Raw genomic sequence first — 15424 nt, 5'->3', positions numbered from 1 at the left:
TTTTGGAATGTAAATTATACTATGATATAATCAGATTATGAAAACGAAAAAACTTAACAAAAAAGAAATTTTTATAATAATTATTTCTGTTTTATTATTAGTATTTATTGTTCACAATTTATTAGGTTTTTTATTCAAACGAAACCTATATCTTGTGAACGATATTTCCAAAATAAAAAACGAAATAAATGTAAATGCTCTTGTTCTAAAAGATGAGTACATTTATTTAAATGATGTGGATACGAAAGCAGCTGAAAATGTCAAATATCCTGTGGGATCTAATGTAATAAACGTACCGAAAGACATCAACTTACAAATGAGTACGAAATATATAGATGATAAATTGAACGATTTGGAAATAAATCACAGCGATAAGACTACAAGTAAATTTGAGATAAAAGATACAGATATTGAAACACTATCGAATTCTATAAGAAATAGAAACTTTGATGATAAGTTTTTGTCTGAATATGATAAGAAAAAGAATATCACAGAAGAAGAGTATTTTCATTCTAAAAAAGAATTAGAGATATTGAAACAAGTTTTAAACTCAAAATCATCTACTGTTAAGACCACAGTTAGTGGAGTGTTAAAAAACAATATTGATAACTATGAAAACTTTGTAGGATATAACTCTTCAAGTATTCTAGGTAATGATTTTTATTTAAGAGATATTGATGACAATTATACTACTCAAGGTTTATCAGTTGTTGATAGTATGAATTTATCGTTGGTATTTGATGTGGAAAGTTCTAAGTTGAATAGAAATTTGAAAAATAACGACGAAATTGAAATCAATGTTGACAAAAACGATTATTCAGCTCATATAAAAGACATAAAAGTAAATGGGAATATCATTACAATAGTATGCGATATGAGTGATGGTATTAATGATTTAATGAATAAAAGATTTGTGCCTATAACTGTGATTGATAAAAAAACAAAAGTATTCAAAATACCTAAAAAATCAATTATTACGAAAGATTCTACACAAGGCGTTTACATCAAAAAAGAAACAGGAATTATCAAATTTGTAGCTGTAAAAGTTTTAAAAACTGACGATAAATTTGCCTACGTTTCAACGGGCACTGATGGACAGATTGATGTTAATAACAGAAAAGTAAAAACTTTGGAGCTATACGATTATATTGTCAAAAATCCAAAGTTTGTTAAAGAGGGGGAACTTTTAAAATAATGAGTATAAAAGACAATCTAAATGAAGTTAATGAAAATTTGAAAAAATTTGCATCTCATGGAGAAACACCACATCTTATTGCGGTTACAAAAACTGTGGACATTGACAGAATTAAAGAAGCTATTGAATGTGGAGTAACTGATATTGGCGAAAACAAGCCCCAAGAAATGAGCTGGAAATATGATGAATTAAAAGATTGTGTTAATTATCATATGATTGGTCACTTGCAATCTAATAAAGTAAAAGATGTTGTAGGAAAAGCTTGTTTGATTCATTCATTAGATAGAATGAGTGTTTTAAAAGAAATAGAAAAAAGAGCTCGTGCAATTAATAAACCACAAGATTGCTTGATTCAATTAAATGTTGCTGAAGAAGAGCAAAAATCTGGTTTATATCTTGATGATTTGGATTCTTTTATTGAAGAAATAGAAAAAACAGAGTTTGTAAAAGTAAAAGGATTGATGAGCATTGCTCCATTTGCAGAAGATCCAGAAGAAATTAGATGGGTTTTCAAGAAAATGAGAGAAATTTATGATAAAATAAAAAATACAGAATACAAAAATATAGAAATGAAATACTTATCAATGGGAATGAGCCACGACTACAAAGTGGCGCTTGAAGAAGGATCCAATATGGTAAGAGTTGGAAGCTTTATTTTTGGTAAAAGAAATTACAATTAGGAGGACATTATGTCATTTATGAATTCATTTAAAAAATTAGTAGGGGTAGAAGACGATTACGACGAATATTACGATGATGAATACTACTATGATGACTCAGATCATGTTGAAGCTGAATCAAACGATTATGAACCAAAACAAAATTACGAAACAAAAAACAATATAGTAAGCATGAATAATTCTACAACTAAACCTGTGGAATCAAAACCTTTAAATAGAGTTAAAATCAATATTCACGAACCTATCAGTTTTGATGATGCACCAAAAGTTATTGATGTTATATTAAAAAACGAAGTTGCTGTATTAAATATTGAAATGCTTGAAAAAGACGTAAAACAAAGAATATTTGATTTTGTTAGTGGTGCTATTTATTCACTTGATGGTAAAATGCAAAAAGTAACTAAAGATATTTTTGTTTTAGTTCCAAAAGGAGTAGAAATAGACGGCAAGATTAAGGATCAAATCACAAAAAATAATGGATTTTTCCAATTATGATAAATGGATTTAGTATCGTTAATTTTTTCTTAACCATTTTGAAGCTAATAGAATGGTCGATATTTATTAGAGTTATATTGTCTTTTGTTCACATATCCAGAGACAATGCCTTAGTCGATTCGATTTATTTGATTACTGATTATATAATGTATCCTGCGAAAAGATTTTTAAATATGTTTGGACTTGATAGAGGCATTATAGACTGGTCTCCATTAATCACATTGATATTTCTTCAAATTATTGGATCGTTAATAGTAGGATTGGTTTAAAATGAGTTATGAATTAAATTACATTCAAGATATAGAAATTAAAAAGACTATCGATAGATTTATTGATAGTCTTATTTCAGTTAAAAGGACAAAAACTATTTATGCAACTGATTTTATGAATCCAAAAGAAATAGAGTATGCTACATCAATATTGAACGCAGAGACTGATGTAGGATATATGGTTACAAATTGTCCTGTAAATTGTGAAAATAAGATTATTATAATGTGGGATAGATATTGCTACTCGGAAGAATATATCAATATGTTCGATTACATTGGTCTTTTGGAAATACAGACTGATCAGGAAATAACACATAGAGATATTTTAGGGGCTGTATTGAATTTAGGAATTAATCGTGAGAAAATTGGAGATATTTTTACACATAATAAAAGATTTTATCTTTGCGCTACAAATACGATGATTAAATTTTTGAATTTGAATTTAACGAAGATAAAAAAGTTCAATATTTCGACATCAATTATTGAAGGAAATATAGAAAAAGATGAAGAAATGTTTAAATCATTTACAGGAATTATTAATTCAGAAAGATTGGATTGCTTGGTTTCTGAGATGGCAAATATTTCCAGGAAAGATGCTCAGATTATGATAAAAAACAAGAAAATCAAGCTTAATTATGAAGTAATATCCAATACAAGCAAATCAGTTGAAGAAAATTCTCTTGTTTCAATAAGAGGATATGGTCGATACAGGCTTATAGAATATTTGGGAAGCACAAAAAAAGACAAATTGAGAATAAAATATATTAAATACATTTAGGAGTAAAAATGGTTACTATTTTAATGATGATTTTGGTAATTGGCTTGGATCATTTAACAAAATATATGGCAATTTCTCTAAAAGAAGGAGATATTATCATTTTTGATAAATTTTTGAAGCTTACTTACCTTGAGAATAGAGGAGCGGCTTTTGGAATTCTAGAAAATAAGAAAATTATTTTAATGATAATTACATTATTAATAATTGGATTTGTAATCGTATATATTTTTAAGAATTACAAAAGCTTGGTTAGTTTTGAAAAAGTAATATACGGGCTATTACTTGGAGGTGCATTGGGAAATCTTATCGACAGAATTTTCAGAGGTTATGTCATCGATTTTATTTCTGTAAGATTACCTTTTAATTACGATTTTCCAGTATTTAATGTTGCAGATATAGCTGTTGTAGTATCTTGTATTTTACTTGTGATATTTAGCTTAAAAGGACAGAAATAATGAGTGTTAGTATAGGAAATAGTTGGGATGATTTATTAAAAGATGAATGGGACAAGGATTATTATAAAAAAATAAGAGAAGTTTTGATACACGATTATCAAAATTACAGAGTATATCCTGATATGAATTATATTTTTGAAGCGTTGAAATTAGTTCCATTTGAAGATTGTAAGGTTGTGATTTTAGGTCAAGATCCATATCACAATCCTAATCAAGCACATGGACTTAGTTTTTCGGTAAAGCCAAATGTAAAAACACCTCCTTCATTGATCAATATTTACAAGGAATTGCAAAATGAATTTGGATATCCTATTCCAAACAATGGATATTTGATGAAATGGGCAAAGCAAGGAGTTTTGTTATTAAATACTTCACTTACAGTAATCGAAAACAAACCAAATTCTCATTCCAAAATTGGTTGGCAAATTTTAACTGATAAAATTATCGAATTATTAGGAAATTCTGATAGACCGATAGTATTTATATTGTGGGGAAACAACGCTAGAATGAAAAAAGATTTAATTAAAAGCAAGAATGCTCTTATATTAGAATCACCACATCCTTCTCCTTTTTCTGCAAATAGGGGATTTTTCGGTTGCAATCATTTTATAAAAACTAACGATTATTTGAAGGATAACGGGCTTGAACCTATTGATTGGAAGATAGAAAATATATGATGCACGAATTTTTAATAGATGATTCTAATCAAAACTCAAGATTGGATGTTTTTTTGGCTAATGAAGTTGAATTATCCAGAAGTGAAATTCAAAAACTTATCGATGAAAAAAAAGTACTGGTAAATGAAAAATTTCAGAAAAAAAACTACAAGTTAAATCTTTACGATAAGATTAAATTGGAGTATGAAAAGCCAGACAAAACTATAAAACCGCAAAAATACGATTTGGATGTTGTATATGAAGACGATTATCTTGCGATTATAAATAAAGACAAAAATATAATAGTTCACCCGACAGAGACTATATATTCTGATACATTGGTAAATTATTTGATGTATAATTTTGAAAATTTGAGTGATGTTGACGGAGACTACAGAAGAGGAATTGTTCACAGATTAGACAAAGATACTACCGGACTAATAATTATTGCAAAAGACAACGATACACATCTAAAATTAAAGAAGATTATTAAAAATCACGAAATTACAAAAACTTATTTGTGTATTGTTCATGGAAAAATCGATGAATGTGGAACAGTTGAAGAATATATGACTAGAAATCCAAAAGATAGAAAGAAGATGATGATTTCTGACGAAGGAAAATTGTCTATTTCTAATTATGAAAGACTTGATTATAATGACGATTATTCCCTTGTAAAAGTCCAAATCAAAACGGGCAGAACTCACCAAATTAGGGTTCATATGAATTATATTCATCATCCGATTTTAGGTGACAAATTATATGGATTGAAAAAAGAAAAAATACTTTTCGACAGTCAAGTTCTACACGCATACAATCTCCAATTTGTTCATCCTCATACTCATGAAAATATCAATGTAATTGGAAATTTGAAACAGGATTTTATCACAGCTATAAAAAAAACAAACCTAGATTACACAAAAATACCTTCTAAGTTATAACTTAGAAGGTTTATTTTTATACTTCTGATAGCTCTTCTCCCAAATCCTTGTTACTGAAATATATACTTAACATATTTGGTCCAGTGTGAGCGCCTATTACACACCCTAAAGGACATTTAACAATTTTCTTGAAATCAAAATCTTCTTTAATTTTTTCAATAAGGAGATCTGCTTCATCTTCATCTTCTCCGTAACAAACATAAAGAGTTTGATTTAAATTCACATTGTTGTTACATTTTTCAATCATTAAATTTTTCATTTTAATAAAAGTTTGCTTTTCGCCACGCGCTTTTTCTACAACATATAAGCTACCGTCATTTTTATCTACGCTCATTACAGGTCTTATGTTCAATAATGATCCCATTACCTTTTGAGTCTTAGATAATCTTCCACCTCTGTACAAATACTCTAAGTTAGTAACAGTAAAAATATGCTCTTGTGCGGAGATAATTTCATCCAATTTTTCGTTTAATTCTTCGAACGAATAATTTAATTCTACAAGCTTTAGTACTTTGTTAATGACAGAAGTTTCTCCGGAGCAGGCACAAAGAGAATCCTTAACTATTATTTTATAATCTTTGTTTTCTTCTAATAATGCATTCATTGCCATTGTAGCAGTTTGGAAGGTGCTAGTTAATCCACTTGATAGTGTAATGCATATAACATCATTTCCACTTTCTAATTCATTTTTAAATGATTCATAGTAGGTTTTATATGGAACTTGACTAGTTTTGAAAACTTCTCCATTTTTCATTCTAGAAAACATATCTGAAGAATTAATTGTTTGACCTTCTATGTATTCTTTATCAGAACTAATAACTGGCATATTCAGTATTATTAAATTTTCATTTTTATTAGAATCTGTTATTTGACAAGCAGAATCTGTGATTATTTTTATAGACATTCTTACCTCCAGATAAGTATTGTTTTTTTATTGGTGCTGTTGAGAGGGATCGAACCTCCGACCTATTGATTACGAATCAATTGCTCTACCAACTGAGCCACAACAGCATATACATTTATTATAAGCTTTAGAGTGCAATAATTCAAGATTATTATAATAATGAAAATCAATAGGAAATTTGTAAAAATTATGATAAAATACTAGTCATATTCTAGGAGGCAGAATGAAAAACAAGAAACTAATAAAAAAAAGAGTTGGAATATTCTTGCTTATGTTGGTATTTTGTGCCTGTCTAATAATTAATTATTCTGAAAATTATTTTTCTTTTTCTAACAAAATCACTTATCAAAGAAGTGAATTGGAAGATAGTGAGTTGAAAACACTAAACAAAATAGAAAAAGATTTGGCTGAATTTAAAAGAGTAGGCGCTTTAAAAATTACAGAAGATAATATGTTTTATCCAACTCACAAATCTCAAATATCTGAACGAATGTTAGAGGTTGCATTAGAAGGCACTGATTTAAAGGGCAATGCGCATTCATTTATTAAAGTAGAAAAGAAATACGGTGTGAACGCCTTGTATTTATTAGCTATAGCAAATCATGAATCTGATTTTGGACAAAGCAGAATAGCAAAGGACAAGAATAATTTGTTTGGATTCAATGCTGTTGACTCTGATCCTTACAACGGAGCAAGTCAATATGATTCACTTGATGAAGGAATTCAAGATATAGGCAAAAAAATCAAAATATTGTATCTTAGCGACAATGGGAAGTATTTTAAAGGGTACAATTCTTACGCTATGAACAAAAATTATGCTAGTGATAAGAATTGGGGAGAAAAAGTCAATAATCACATGATACTAATAGCCGAAAAGATTTTATCAAGCTATAAATAATAAAAAGTGAGAGGAAAACATGAAGAAATTTTTAGTAGGATTATTAATACTAATATCCTTAACAAGCTGTGACACAATTATTCAAACAGAAAATCAAAATAATTTATACGAAGTAGTCAGAGTTGTTGATGGAGACACTGTTATATTAAATATAGACGGACAGAGGACAAGAGTAAGGCTTATAGGAATTGATACACCAGAAAGTGTAGCGGAAGATAAAAGTCGCAATGTTAAAGAAGGTAAAATTGCAAGTGAATATACAAAAAACTTGCTTGAAAACAAAAAAGTCAGAGTAGAATTCGACGAAGAAAAACAGGATGTCTATGAAAGAAAACTTGGCTATTTGTTCTTAAATGATGAATTTATTAATGAAAAATTACTAAAAGAAGGAATGGCCAAATTATACACTAAGACAACCAATCAAAAATACTCTGAACGATTAAAAAAAGCCGAACAATATGCAAGGGAGAATAAAAAAGGCTTCTGGAAAGATTTTTATGTAAATGATCCAAATTTATATATAAAATACACCGATTCTAAAGGTAGAGGAATGATAAAAGGAAATATCAACAATAAAGGATTGAAAATATATCACATGCCTAATCAGAAAAGTTACAAAGATGTAAAAATCAATTTTAAAAAAGGTGAGAAATATTTCGTAACAGAAAAAGAAGCGCAAGACGAAGGTTTTTCAAAATCTTCAAAATAATACTTGCAAAATCAAAAACACGATGCTATAATAATAAAGTCAAGTTCACTTGAAATAAATTTTACAAATGCTTGACAATCATATCTTATTATGGTATACTTATAAAGTAGTCAATTGAGGCTATGGTGGATGTAGCCTAGTTGGTTAGGGCGTCAGTTTGTGGCACTGAAGATCGAGAGTTCGAATCTCTTCATCCACCCCATAAGCAGGAATGGCGGAATTGGCAGACGCGCTAGACTTAGGATCTAGTGTCTTTGACGTGGGGGTTCAAGTCCTCTTTCCTGCACCAAATTATATCGACTCAATTCAAATGATTAAATCATTGGAATTGAGTCTTTTTTGTTTGTGTATTTAATTTAATTGATTTCACATTTAATGATAAAACGTAACAAGAAACGTAACAATTTTTATTGGTATGATTTTAGTTTTTGTGTTTTGATTTCTCTAAGAAATTTTAGCTATTATTTAATAAAAAAACGAAAATAACCCAGGTAAAAATTTTTACCTGGGTTTTAAAATTTGCAAGAAAAAAAGATAGCTTTTAAAGCTATCTTGTATATGGTGCCGGAGGCGGGACTTGAACCCGCACGGTGTTGCCACCGCTGGATTTTGAGTCCAGTACGTCTGCCAATTCCATCACTCCGGCTGACTTTATAAGTATAGCATAAAGTAAAAACAATGTAAAGGAATTTTTGTGAAAATTTGAAATTAATTTATTAGTCTTTGAGATTTGGCTTATTTTGTTTAGTTTTTCTTAATAATTTTGTAGACTTTGAACGCTTGATTTTGTGCTATAATCAATGTGAACGGAGGATAACAATCTATGAAAAAAATTACAGTTTTTTTATTAGCTATTTTGATTTCATTATCATCAACTATAAGTTTTGCCGGAGAGATAGACACGAAGGTTGTTGATGAGAGATGGGGAAAGCCAACTTTTGTGTATGGTGAAAGCTTAGATAAATCTCAAATTAGAAAAACAAAAGGACTTTTGAATATTGAAGATGATGACAATATAAAGTCTGTTATGGTTACTTATAATGATTTATTGAAATACATCGGAGGGGACGATTCAAATCCTGGTAGTATGATTTCAAGCGTTTTGGTCAAAAAAGAAAACAAAAACAAAGGTATAAAAGTCAATATTACAACACCAAAAAACATTACATTAATTACTGAAAAACAATATGAAAATGCTGCAATTACAGCAGGCGTAAAAGACTGTACAATAATGGTAGCAGCAGTTCGACCGGTAACTGGAGAATCAGCGCTCACTGGTGTATTCAAAGCTTTTGAGTCAAATGGTGAAAAGCTTGACAGTGACAGAATAAAAGTTGCCCAAGAAGAACTAGAAGTTGTCAGTGATATTAATAAAGAAAACAAAGATAAAAGTGACTTTAATAGAGATAAATTAAATGATGTCATTGTTGTAATAAAAGATAATATTGCGAATATAAATATTAACAATAATGGCCAAGCTCCAACTCTTGAAGAAATTAAAAAGATTGTCAACGACGCAATCAAAGAGAATAATCTTGAAAATGTAATTACAGAAGATCAAAAACAAGAATTGGTTAATTTTTTCGAAAAATATTCTAATGTGAAATCTATTGATTCAAAAGATATTAAGGATGAATTGTCTAATATTTCTGGTAAAGTTATAGAAGGAGCTAAGGATATTTATAAAAAGGCAGAAGATGCTGGTATTATTGATAAGATAATTAACTTTTTCTCTTCAATCATAAAATCAATTGCAGATTCTTTTGATTCAAATAAATAACAAATTTAGAGGCTTTCGAGCCTCTTTTTTTAATATAGTGAAATATATGAAATAATATCAATGCAACTTGTAATCATTACAAAATATGGTATAATTAAATTGTAAATTAAATAGGAAAGGATGATTATTTATGTCATTAATTAAAAAACACGTTGAAGAATTTAAAGTTCCTGCATATCACAATGAAGAACTTACAGAAGTTTCTAGTGAAGATTTAAAAGGTCACTGGTCATTATTGTTCTTCTATCCAGGAGATTTTACATTTGTATGTCCTACTGAATTAGAAGACTTACAAAACCTATACTCAGAATTTAAAGAATTAAACTGTGAAATATATTCTATATCTACAGATTCAGAATTTGTTCACAAAGCATGGCATGATAAATCTGAAAAGATTAAAAAAATCGAATATCCAATGTTATCAGACAGAGCATTTGTTTTATCAAAACAATTTGGCGTTTTAAAAGAAGCTGACGGTCAAAGTCAAAGAGGAGCTTTCTTGATCAATCCTGATTTAGATGTTGTATTATACGAAGTATCTGCTGATGGAATTGGTAGAAACGCACACGAATTATTAAGAAAATTGCAAGCTGCACAATATGTAGACAAATACGGTGATCAAGTTTGTCCAGCAAACTGGGCACCTGGTCAAGACACTTTAAAACCAGGAATTGATCTAGTAGGTAACTTATAAATAGCAAAACTAGCTGTAAAATTACAGCTAGTTTTTTAAATTATTTTCAATTTCTATGATATCTTTTAAAAATTGGGATGAATCAACTTCAACGGAATTTCTAGTTTTGGGAGATAACAGTGTTAATTTATCCTTAGCCCTAGTCATAGCTACATAAAACATTCGTCTTTCTTCTTCAAATATATTTTCGTAATTCTTGTTGTTGGAGTCGATATTTGTAGGAAACTCGCCATCTATCAAATCTATAATGAATACTTCATCAAATTCCAAACCTTTTGCAGAGTGGACAGTTAATAAATTAAGATTACTAGTATGTTTTATCGAATCTTTTTGGATTGTTTTCAAATTTTCAATTTCATTAATAAAATCTTCGTAGCACTCACAATCTTTAAACAAATATTTATAAATTTCTATCAAAAGATCCAATGATATCTTTTGATTTTGGAGTAGAACACTGTCTTCAATATATGTTTTGTAATCAATATCATTCATAATGATATCAATTTTTTTGGAACCTTTTGCTCTTTTTATTCCTGAAAAAAATGATTTTAAGTCCATAAACCTGTCTACATAATATCTGCTTAGAGTTGAATCATCCAAAAGACGATCTAAAATAGGCATTGATTCATCATAGGTTTCCAGTTGATTTATGGAAGTTTTTTTGATATAGCTGTTTAATTTGTAATAAATATCCCTAAAAAGTCCAACAGACGTTTTGTTTTCAGAAAATGCAATCATTTTTAAAATATCATTGAGCACAAAATGATTGTAAAAATCATCTTTTTGATATCTAGAGTGGAAATCAATATCTTGATCGTGTAAATACTTACTCAAGGCAATAGAGGAAATATTTTTTCTGTACAAAATTGCCGTCTTTTTTTCAGGATTTATATTGTTTTTTAGATAAGAAAACATCGACAAAAAGTTTTGTGGAAATTTTATAATTATTTTTCTGTCTGATGATTTTGTGGAAGTAACATCCTTATTGTATCGATTTTTATTTTGCTTGATAAACAAGTTACTAGCATTAACTATTTTGTCGCTGCATCTGAAATTTTGATCAATATAATAAATACTAGCATCTGGGAAAATTTTACTAAAATCTAATAAATAGCTAGGATCTGCTCCCCTAAAAGAATAAATCGACTGGTCGTCGTCAGCGACAATGAACAAATTATTTTCAGGATAGGCGATTTTTTTGATTAATTCAAATTGGATTTTGGAAGTATCTTGTCCTTCATCTACTTGAAAAAATTTGTACTTACGTTTAATTCTTTTTAATATATAATCATCTTCGTTGAGGATTTCAAATGATTTAGTAAGCATATCATCAAAATCAATATAAAAATTCTTTTTCTTGAAGTTTTCATATTCAAGGTATATTTGTTCAAAATTTTGGATATCGAATTTGGGAAAATCCTTGAATATCATCATATTTTTACAGTATCCATAATATTGCAAAAATTTTTCAACGTCTTCATCTTTAGAGTTTGTTTTATTGACTTTTCTTATTATATTTCTAATAACAAGATATTTATTAATATCATTATTGGATTCAAGAATTTTAAATATTCTATTATTCATTTTATAATGTAGTTTTATAATATAATAGCAAAAAGAATGAATCGTTGAAAAATACGCAGAATCTGTTTCTGGAAATTTTTCAGAAAATCTTTCTTTCATATCTACTGCTTGAGATTTGCTAAATGTTATGGATAAAATACTTTTTGGATCAATATTGTGAACTTTTTCCAAGTATTTAATTCTATTAAGAAGTACGGTGGTTTTACCGGCTCCAGGAACTGCTAATACTAATGCAGGAGATTTAAAATGAGATATTGCTTTTTGCTGATTTTCAGTAAATTTCATATTATCACCATTAATTATTATATCAAAATGTTTGTGATTATTCGCAATTTGTAGTATTATTTAATTATAAGATTTATTATAAGGGGTAATTAAAATGTCAATGAATGAATTTTTAGAAAATAGAAAATCAGTAAGAGATTTTAAATCAAAAAATCTTAGTGATTCAGATTTAAAAAAAGTTGAATCTATTATTTTTGATATAAACAATTTAGCAAAGAAATACGATGTTAATTTTAAATTATACAAAGATGGTTCTGTGGTTTACAATTCTCTTGATGGAGAGGGTGGATACGATGGTACTATGATAAAAGCTAACCATTATATTGCAATGGAAGCTGACAAGAATAATGAGTTATCAATGATATTTGGTGCATTTTATTTTGAAAATTTGATCACTAAATTAGATGCACTAAATGTAGGAAGTTGCTGGGTGACTATATCCAACGCTTCAGAAGAATCCAAAAAATCAGCTTTTGGAGATAATTCTAATGTAGATTTCTTACTTGCTATGGGATATGCTCCAAACGAATTTGGATTTGGTAAGAAGAAATTTAGCTCAAGAATTGGTGTTGAAGAATTTGTTTGCGACAAATCATTGTCTACTCCAATCGATATAGATAAATTACAAAATTATGGTTTGGATGAGTTATTTAGTTATTTGAGATTTGCTCCTTCAACTAAAAACGAACAACCATGGAGATTTGTATTAAATGATGACGATTTTGATTTGTATATCAAAGATTACAAAGGAATTGAAAATCTTATAGATGCAGGAATTGTAATGTACTATTATACAGAATTAGCTAATTATAATAATATAGACGCAAATTGGATTGTAAAAGAAGAATTAAAAGATAAAGACAATTGCAAATACATTGCATCAGTTAATTTTTAATTAAGAAAAAAAGCCTTTTAAAGGGCTTTTTTAATACATAGCGTTATATGCTAAGGAGGATAATGATATGAAGAAAAAGTACTTATTATTAATGTTAGTGGGGTGTTTAATTTTGGCTAGTTGTGCAAAAAATGAAAAACAAAATGCTGGACAAAAAGCGGAAAAGAAAATGGAAGAAAAAACGAATAATGGAAACATAAGCTTATTTGCAGCAGCTTCTTTAGAAGAATCGTTAGAAAAAATTATTCCTGAATTTGAAAAAGAAAATAATGTTAAAGTAGATGTTAACTTAGCAAGCTCAGGAAAATTACAAAAACAAATCGAACAAAAAGCTCCTTGTGATGTTTTCGTTTCAGCAGGACAAAAACAAGTAAAAGCACTTGAAGAAAAAGAACTTGTAAAAGATTCAAAAAGTTTATTAAAAAACAAGTTAGTTATTGTTAAAAACAAAGAAACTGATGTTACAATTTCTAAAATTGAAGATTTGGAAAACATTAAAGGTAAAATTGCTGTAGCAGAATTAGAAACAGTTCCAGTCGGACAATATACAAAACAAAGTTTAACTCATTACAATTTATTAGATAAACTTCAAGAAAAATTTGTATATGGTAAAAATGTAAAAGATACTTTGAGATTTGTTGACAGTAAAGAAGTTGAAGTAGGATTTGTATATTCTTCTGATGCGGTAACTGATGATAAGGTTGAAATAGCTTTTAATGTTGATGGGAACTCTCACAAGCCTATTGTTTATCCAATAACTAAGACAACTTATTCTAAGAACACTGAGATGCAAAATAAATTATACGAATTTTTGCAAAATGAATTATCAATAAAATATTTCAAGGAAGCAGGTTTTGAATCTAGCGATGAATAATGATATTATGATGCCTATTATAATTTCATTGAAGGTATCCATAATCTCAACCATTATAACTTCTATTTTATCTATATTTATTGCATGGATGATGGTAAAATTTAACAAGAAAAACGGTAGTGTTTTGGAGGCAATTATCACATTGCCTCTAGTTTTACCACCATCAATTTTGGGATACATACTTTTAATTGTAATAGGTAACAACGGATTAATTGGTAAAATTTTTTATGATAATTTTGGATGGAGTGTTATTTTTACATGGAAGGCGTGTGTCATTGCATCTGTAATAGTCTCGTTTCCACTTATGTATCAAAACTGCAAAGCTTCATTTCAAAGTATTGATAAGAAAATTTTGAATGCAGCAAGAACAATGGGTGCTAGTGAATGGAAAATATTTTTCAGAATAGCAATTCCGTTAGCTTATACAGGGATAATCAGTGGGTTTGTACTTGCTTTTGCTAGAAGTTTAGGAGAATTTGGAGCAACTATGATGGTTGCTGGAAATATCCCAAATAAAACTCAAACAATTCCGTTAGCTATGTACTACGCGGTCGAACGTGGCGATAAAACAATGGCTAATACTCTAATGATTGTTGTTGTGGTATTTTCATTTTCATTGATATATTTCTTGAATAGATGGATAGAAAAGAGAAGGAATAGAAATGCTGAAGTGTAATATCGAAAAGAAATTAAATCATTTTGTTCTTAATTCTGAATTTATCGTGGAGAATCAAATTTTGTGCATAATGGGAGAATCTGGAAGCGGAAAAACATCTATTTTAAACTCGATAGCAGGTTTATTAACTCCGGATAAAGGAGAGATTATTCTTGATGATAATATTTTGTTTTCAGATAAAATAAATTTGAAACCACAGGAAAGAAATATAGGATATGTTTTTCAAGATTACGCATTATTTCCAAATATGAGTGTTAAAGACAATATTTTCTTTATGAATCCTGATAAAAATTACACAAATTCACTTATAGAAAAACTAGAAATTGAATATCTTTTGGGAAATTTTCCAAATACCTTATCAGGTGGAGAAAAACAAAAAGTTTCAATAGTTAGAGCGTTAGCAAATAAGCCGCGCTTGCTATTAATGGATGAACCTTTCAGTTCAATTGATGAAAAATTTAAGAATAAGTTTTATGAAGAATTGATCGAAATCAAAAAATCATTGGATATTCCAATTATCATGGTTACCCACAATAGATACGAAGCAGAAATTTTATCTGATAGATTAATTTTTATTGATAAAGGAAAAATTGTAAAATAAACGTTAAATAAATCAATTAGGTAGTTTCTTACAATTTAGGGTATAATATAGGTAG

At 28.6% G+C, this 15424-nt stretch carries 18 protein-coding genes and 4 tRNA genes; 18 read left to right on the top strand and 4 right to left on the bottom strand.

Annotation, left to right across the window (positions count from 1 at the left end; translation table 11 throughout):
• The first annotated feature begins 37 nt into the window (after window positions 1-37).
• Genes GKF99_RS03550 through GKF99_RS03515 form a run of 8 tightly spaced genes read left to right on the top strand, consistent with a single transcriptional unit; the run spans window position 38 to window position 5469 of the window.
• Window positions 38-1195: an HlyD family efflux transporter periplasmic adaptor subunit gene (locus GKF99_RS03550; protein ID WP_094207039.1), complete on the top strand. Its 1158-nt coding sequence runs from the start codon at window positions 38-40 to the stop codon at window positions 1193-1195.
• The gene (locus tag GKF99_RS03545) at window positions 1195-1875 is read left to right on the top strand and encodes a YggS family pyridoxal phosphate-dependent enzyme (RefSeq protein WP_094207040.1); all 681 of its coding nucleotides are present in this window, start codon (window positions 1195-1197) and stop codon (window positions 1873-1875) included. Before GKF99_RS03550 ends, GKF99_RS03545 begins: the two co-directional genes overlap by 1 nt.
• Window positions 1876-1884: 9 nt before the next feature.
• Window positions 1885-2370 carry a cell division protein SepF gene (locus GKF99_RS03540; RefSeq protein ID WP_094203538.1) on the top strand — a complete coding sequence of 162 codons (486 nt, stop codon included), beginning with the start codon at window positions 1885-1887 and terminating at the stop codon, window positions 2368-2370.
• The gene (locus GKF99_RS03535; RefSeq protein ID WP_094207041.1) at window positions 2367-2639 is read left to right on the top strand and encodes a YggT family protein; all 273 of its coding nucleotides are present in this window, start codon (window positions 2367-2369) and stop codon (window positions 2637-2639) included. The genes GKF99_RS03540 and GKF99_RS03535 overlap by 4 nt, the downstream gene beginning before the upstream one ends.
• A gap of 1 nt (window position 2640) precedes the next feature.
• The gene (locus GKF99_RS03530; protein ID WP_094207042.1) at window positions 2641-3417 is read left to right on the top strand and encodes a YlmH/Sll1252 family protein; all 777 of its coding nucleotides are present in this window, start codon (window positions 2641-2643) and stop codon (window positions 3415-3417) included.
• An 8-nt stretch (window positions 3418-3425) separates the two neighbouring features.
• Window positions 3426-3872 carry a signal peptidase II gene (gene lspA, locus GKF99_RS03525; protein WP_094203541.1) on the top strand — a complete coding sequence of 149 codons (447 nt, stop codon included), beginning with the start codon at window positions 3426-3428 and terminating at the stop codon, window positions 3870-3872.
• Window positions 3872-4549, top strand: coding sequence for a uracil-DNA glycosylase (locus tag GKF99_RS03520; protein WP_094207043.1), 678 nt, complete (start codon window positions 3872-3874; stop codon window positions 4547-4549). Before lspA ends, GKF99_RS03520 begins: the two co-directional genes overlap by 1 nt.
• Window positions 4546-5469: an RluA family pseudouridine synthase gene (locus GKF99_RS03515; protein ID WP_154271270.1), complete on the top strand. Its 924-nt coding sequence runs from the start codon at window positions 4546-4548 to the stop codon at window positions 5467-5469. Before GKF99_RS03520 ends, GKF99_RS03515 begins: the two co-directional genes overlap by 4 nt.
• 16 nt (window positions 5470-5485) lie before the next feature.
• On the opposite strand, the gene GKF99_RS03510 is transcribed toward GKF99_RS03515, so the two are convergent.
• Together GKF99_RS03510 and GKF99_RS03505 are read right to left on the bottom strand one after the other, a co-directional pair.
• Complete coding sequence (locus tag GKF99_RS03510; RefSeq protein WP_154271163.1) at window positions 5486-6373, bottom strand: DegV family protein; 888 nt, start codon at window positions 6371-6373, stop codon at window positions 5486-5488.
• 31 nt (window positions 6374-6404) lie between these two features.
• Window positions 6405-6480 (bottom strand) — tRNA-Thr (locus tag GKF99_RS03505).
• 116 nt (window positions 6481-6596) lie between these two features.
• On the opposite strand from GKF99_RS03505, the gene GKF99_RS03500 reads away from it, so the two are divergent.
• The 4 genes from GKF99_RS03500 to GKF99_RS03485 all read left to right on the top strand — a co-directional run bounded on the left by GKF99_RS03500 (window position 6597) and on the right by GKF99_RS03485 (window position 8269).
• Complete coding sequence (locus GKF99_RS03500) at window positions 6597-7271, top strand: glucosaminidase domain-containing protein (protein WP_094207046.1); 675 nt, start codon at window positions 6597-6599, stop codon at window positions 7269-7271.
• A gap of 19 nt (window positions 7272-7290) precedes the next feature.
• On the top strand, window positions 7291-7980 hold the full coding sequence (locus GKF99_RS03495) for a thermonuclease family protein (protein WP_094207047.1): 690 nt from the start codon (window positions 7291-7293) through the stop codon (window positions 7978-7980).
• 125 nt (window positions 7981-8105) lie between these two features.
• Window positions 8106-8182: transfer RNA gene (locus tag GKF99_RS03490), tRNA-His, on the top strand.
• Window positions 8183-8185: 3 nt separating this feature from the next.
• A tRNA-Leu gene (locus tag GKF99_RS03485) sits at window positions 8186-8269 on the top strand.
• 270 nt (window positions 8270-8539) lie between these two features.
• On the opposite strand, the gene GKF99_RS03480 is transcribed toward GKF99_RS03485, so the two are convergent.
• Window positions 8540-8626: transfer RNA gene (locus tag GKF99_RS03480), tRNA-Leu, on the bottom strand.
• A gap of 177 nt (window positions 8627-8803) precedes the next feature.
• Between GKF99_RS03480 and GKF99_RS03475 the strand changes: the two genes are divergently transcribed.
• Together GKF99_RS03475 and GKF99_RS03470 are read left to right on the top strand one after the other, a co-directional pair.
• Complete coding sequence (locus tag GKF99_RS03475; RefSeq protein ID WP_154254102.1) at window positions 8804-9760, top strand: DUF1002 domain-containing protein; 957 nt, start codon at window positions 8804-8806, stop codon at window positions 9758-9760.
• 130 nt (window positions 9761-9890) lie between these two features.
• Window positions 9891-10454, top strand: coding sequence for a redoxin domain-containing protein (locus GKF99_RS03470; RefSeq protein ID WP_002836263.1), 564 nt, complete (start codon window positions 9891-9893; stop codon window positions 10452-10454).
• Window positions 10455-10481: 27 nt separating this feature from the next.
• Here GKF99_RS03470 and GKF99_RS03465 read toward each other — a convergent pair whose 3' ends face one another.
• Entirely contained in the window at window positions 10482-12323 is a 1842-nt protein-coding gene (locus GKF99_RS03465) for an ATP-dependent helicase (RefSeq protein WP_154254103.1), read from the bottom strand.
• A gap of 94 nt (window positions 12324-12417) precedes the next feature.
• Between GKF99_RS03465 and GKF99_RS03460 the strand changes: the two genes are divergently transcribed.
• The 4 genes from GKF99_RS03460 (at window position 12418) to GKF99_RS03445 (ending at window position 15369) form a co-directional block, all read left to right on the top strand.
• Window positions 12418-13218 (top strand): nitroreductase family protein, encoded by an 801-nt coding sequence (locus GKF99_RS03460; RefSeq protein WP_154272664.1) that lies wholly within the window; start codon window positions 12418-12420, stop codon window positions 13216-13218.
• Window positions 13219-13285: 67 nt separating this feature from the next.
• Window positions 13286-14092: a molybdate ABC transporter substrate-binding protein gene (gene modA / locus GKF99_RS03455; protein WP_154272663.1), complete on the top strand. Its 807-nt coding sequence runs from the start codon at window positions 13286-13288 to the stop codon at window positions 14090-14092.
• The gene (modB, locus tag GKF99_RS03450; protein WP_241673562.1) at window positions 14085-14768 is read left to right on the top strand and encodes a molybdate ABC transporter permease subunit; all 684 of its coding nucleotides are present in this window, start codon (window positions 14085-14087) and stop codon (window positions 14766-14768) included. The genes modA and modB overlap by 8 nt, the downstream gene beginning before the upstream one ends.
• Window positions 14755-15369, top strand: a complete 615-nt coding sequence (locus tag GKF99_RS03445) for an ATP-binding cassette domain-containing protein (RefSeq protein WP_154272661.1) — start codon at window positions 14755-14757, stop codon at window positions 15367-15369. Before modB ends, GKF99_RS03445 begins: the two co-directional genes overlap by 14 nt.
• Window positions 15370-15424 lie beyond the last annotated feature (55 nt).

The organism is Finegoldia sp. BIOML-A2 (genome assembly GCF_009678315.1).
GTDB classification, from domain to species: Bacteria; Bacillota; Clostridia; order Tissierellales; family Peptoniphilaceae; genus Finegoldia; species Finegoldia magna.
The sequence above is the reverse complement of the archived record's forward strand: the minus strand, read 5'-3'. Positions and strand labels throughout refer to the sequence as shown.

Bases quoted from the DNA above. Each gene is read 5' to 3' on its own strand.
- GKF99_RS03550 (WP_094207039.1), top strand. From the start codon at position 38: ATGAAAACGAAAAAACTTAACAAAAAAGAAATTTTTATAATAATTATT.
- GKF99_RS03545 (WP_094207040.1), top strand. From the start codon at position 1,195: ATGAGTATAAAAGACAATCTAAATGAAGTTAATGAAAATTTGAAAAAA.
- GKF99_RS03540 (WP_094203538.1), top strand. From the start codon at position 1,885: ATGTCATTTATGAATTCATTTAAAAAATTAGTAGGGGTAGAAGACGAT.
- GKF99_RS03535 (WP_094207041.1), top strand. From the start codon at position 2,367: ATGATAAATGGATTTAGTATCGTTAATTTTTTCTTAACCATTTTGAAG.
- GKF99_RS03530 (WP_094207042.1), top strand. From the start codon at position 2,641: ATGAGTTATGAATTAAATTACATTCAAGATATAGAAATTAAAAAGACT.
- lspA (WP_094203541.1), top strand. From the start codon at position 3,426: ATGGTTACTATTTTAATGATGATTTTGGTAATTGGCTTGGATCATTTA.
- GKF99_RS03520 (WP_094207043.1), top strand. From the start codon at position 3,872: ATGAGTGTTAGTATAGGAAATAGTTGGGATGATTTATTAAAAGATGAA.
- GKF99_RS03515 (WP_154271270.1), top strand. From the start codon at position 4,546: ATGATGCACGAATTTTTAATAGATGATTCTAATCAAAACTCAAGATTG.
- GKF99_RS03510 (WP_154271163.1), bottom strand. From the start codon at position 6,373: ATGTCTATAAAAATAATCACAGATTCTGCTTGTCAAATAACAGATTCT.
- GKF99_RS03500 (WP_094207046.1), top strand. From the start codon at position 6,597: ATGAAAAACAAGAAACTAATAAAAAAAAGAGTTGGAATATTCTTGCTT.
- GKF99_RS03495 (WP_094207047.1), top strand. From the start codon at position 7,291: ATGAAGAAATTTTTAGTAGGATTATTAATACTAATATCCTTAACAAGC.
- GKF99_RS03475 (WP_154254102.1), top strand. From the start codon at position 8,804: ATGAAAAAAATTACAGTTTTTTTATTAGCTATTTTGATTTCATTATCA.
- GKF99_RS03470 (WP_002836263.1), top strand. From the start codon at position 9,891: ATGTCATTAATTAAAAAACACGTTGAAGAATTTAAAGTTCCTGCATAT.
- GKF99_RS03465 (WP_154254103.1), bottom strand. From the start codon at position 12,323: ATGAAATTTACTGAAAATCAGCAAAAAGCAATATCTCATTTTAAATCT.
- GKF99_RS03460 (WP_154272664.1), top strand. From the start codon at position 12,418: ATGTCAATGAATGAATTTTTAGAAAATAGAAAATCAGTAAGAGATTTT.
- modA (WP_154272663.1), top strand. From the start codon at position 13,286: ATGAAGAAAAAGTACTTATTATTAATGTTAGTGGGGTGTTTAATTTTG.
- modB (WP_241673562.1), top strand. From the start codon at position 14,085: ATGAATAATGATATTATGATGCCTATTATAATTTCATTGAAGGTATCC.
- GKF99_RS03445 (WP_154272661.1), top strand. From the start codon at position 14,755: ATGCTGAAGTGTAATATCGAAAAGAAATTAAATCATTTTGTTCTTAAT.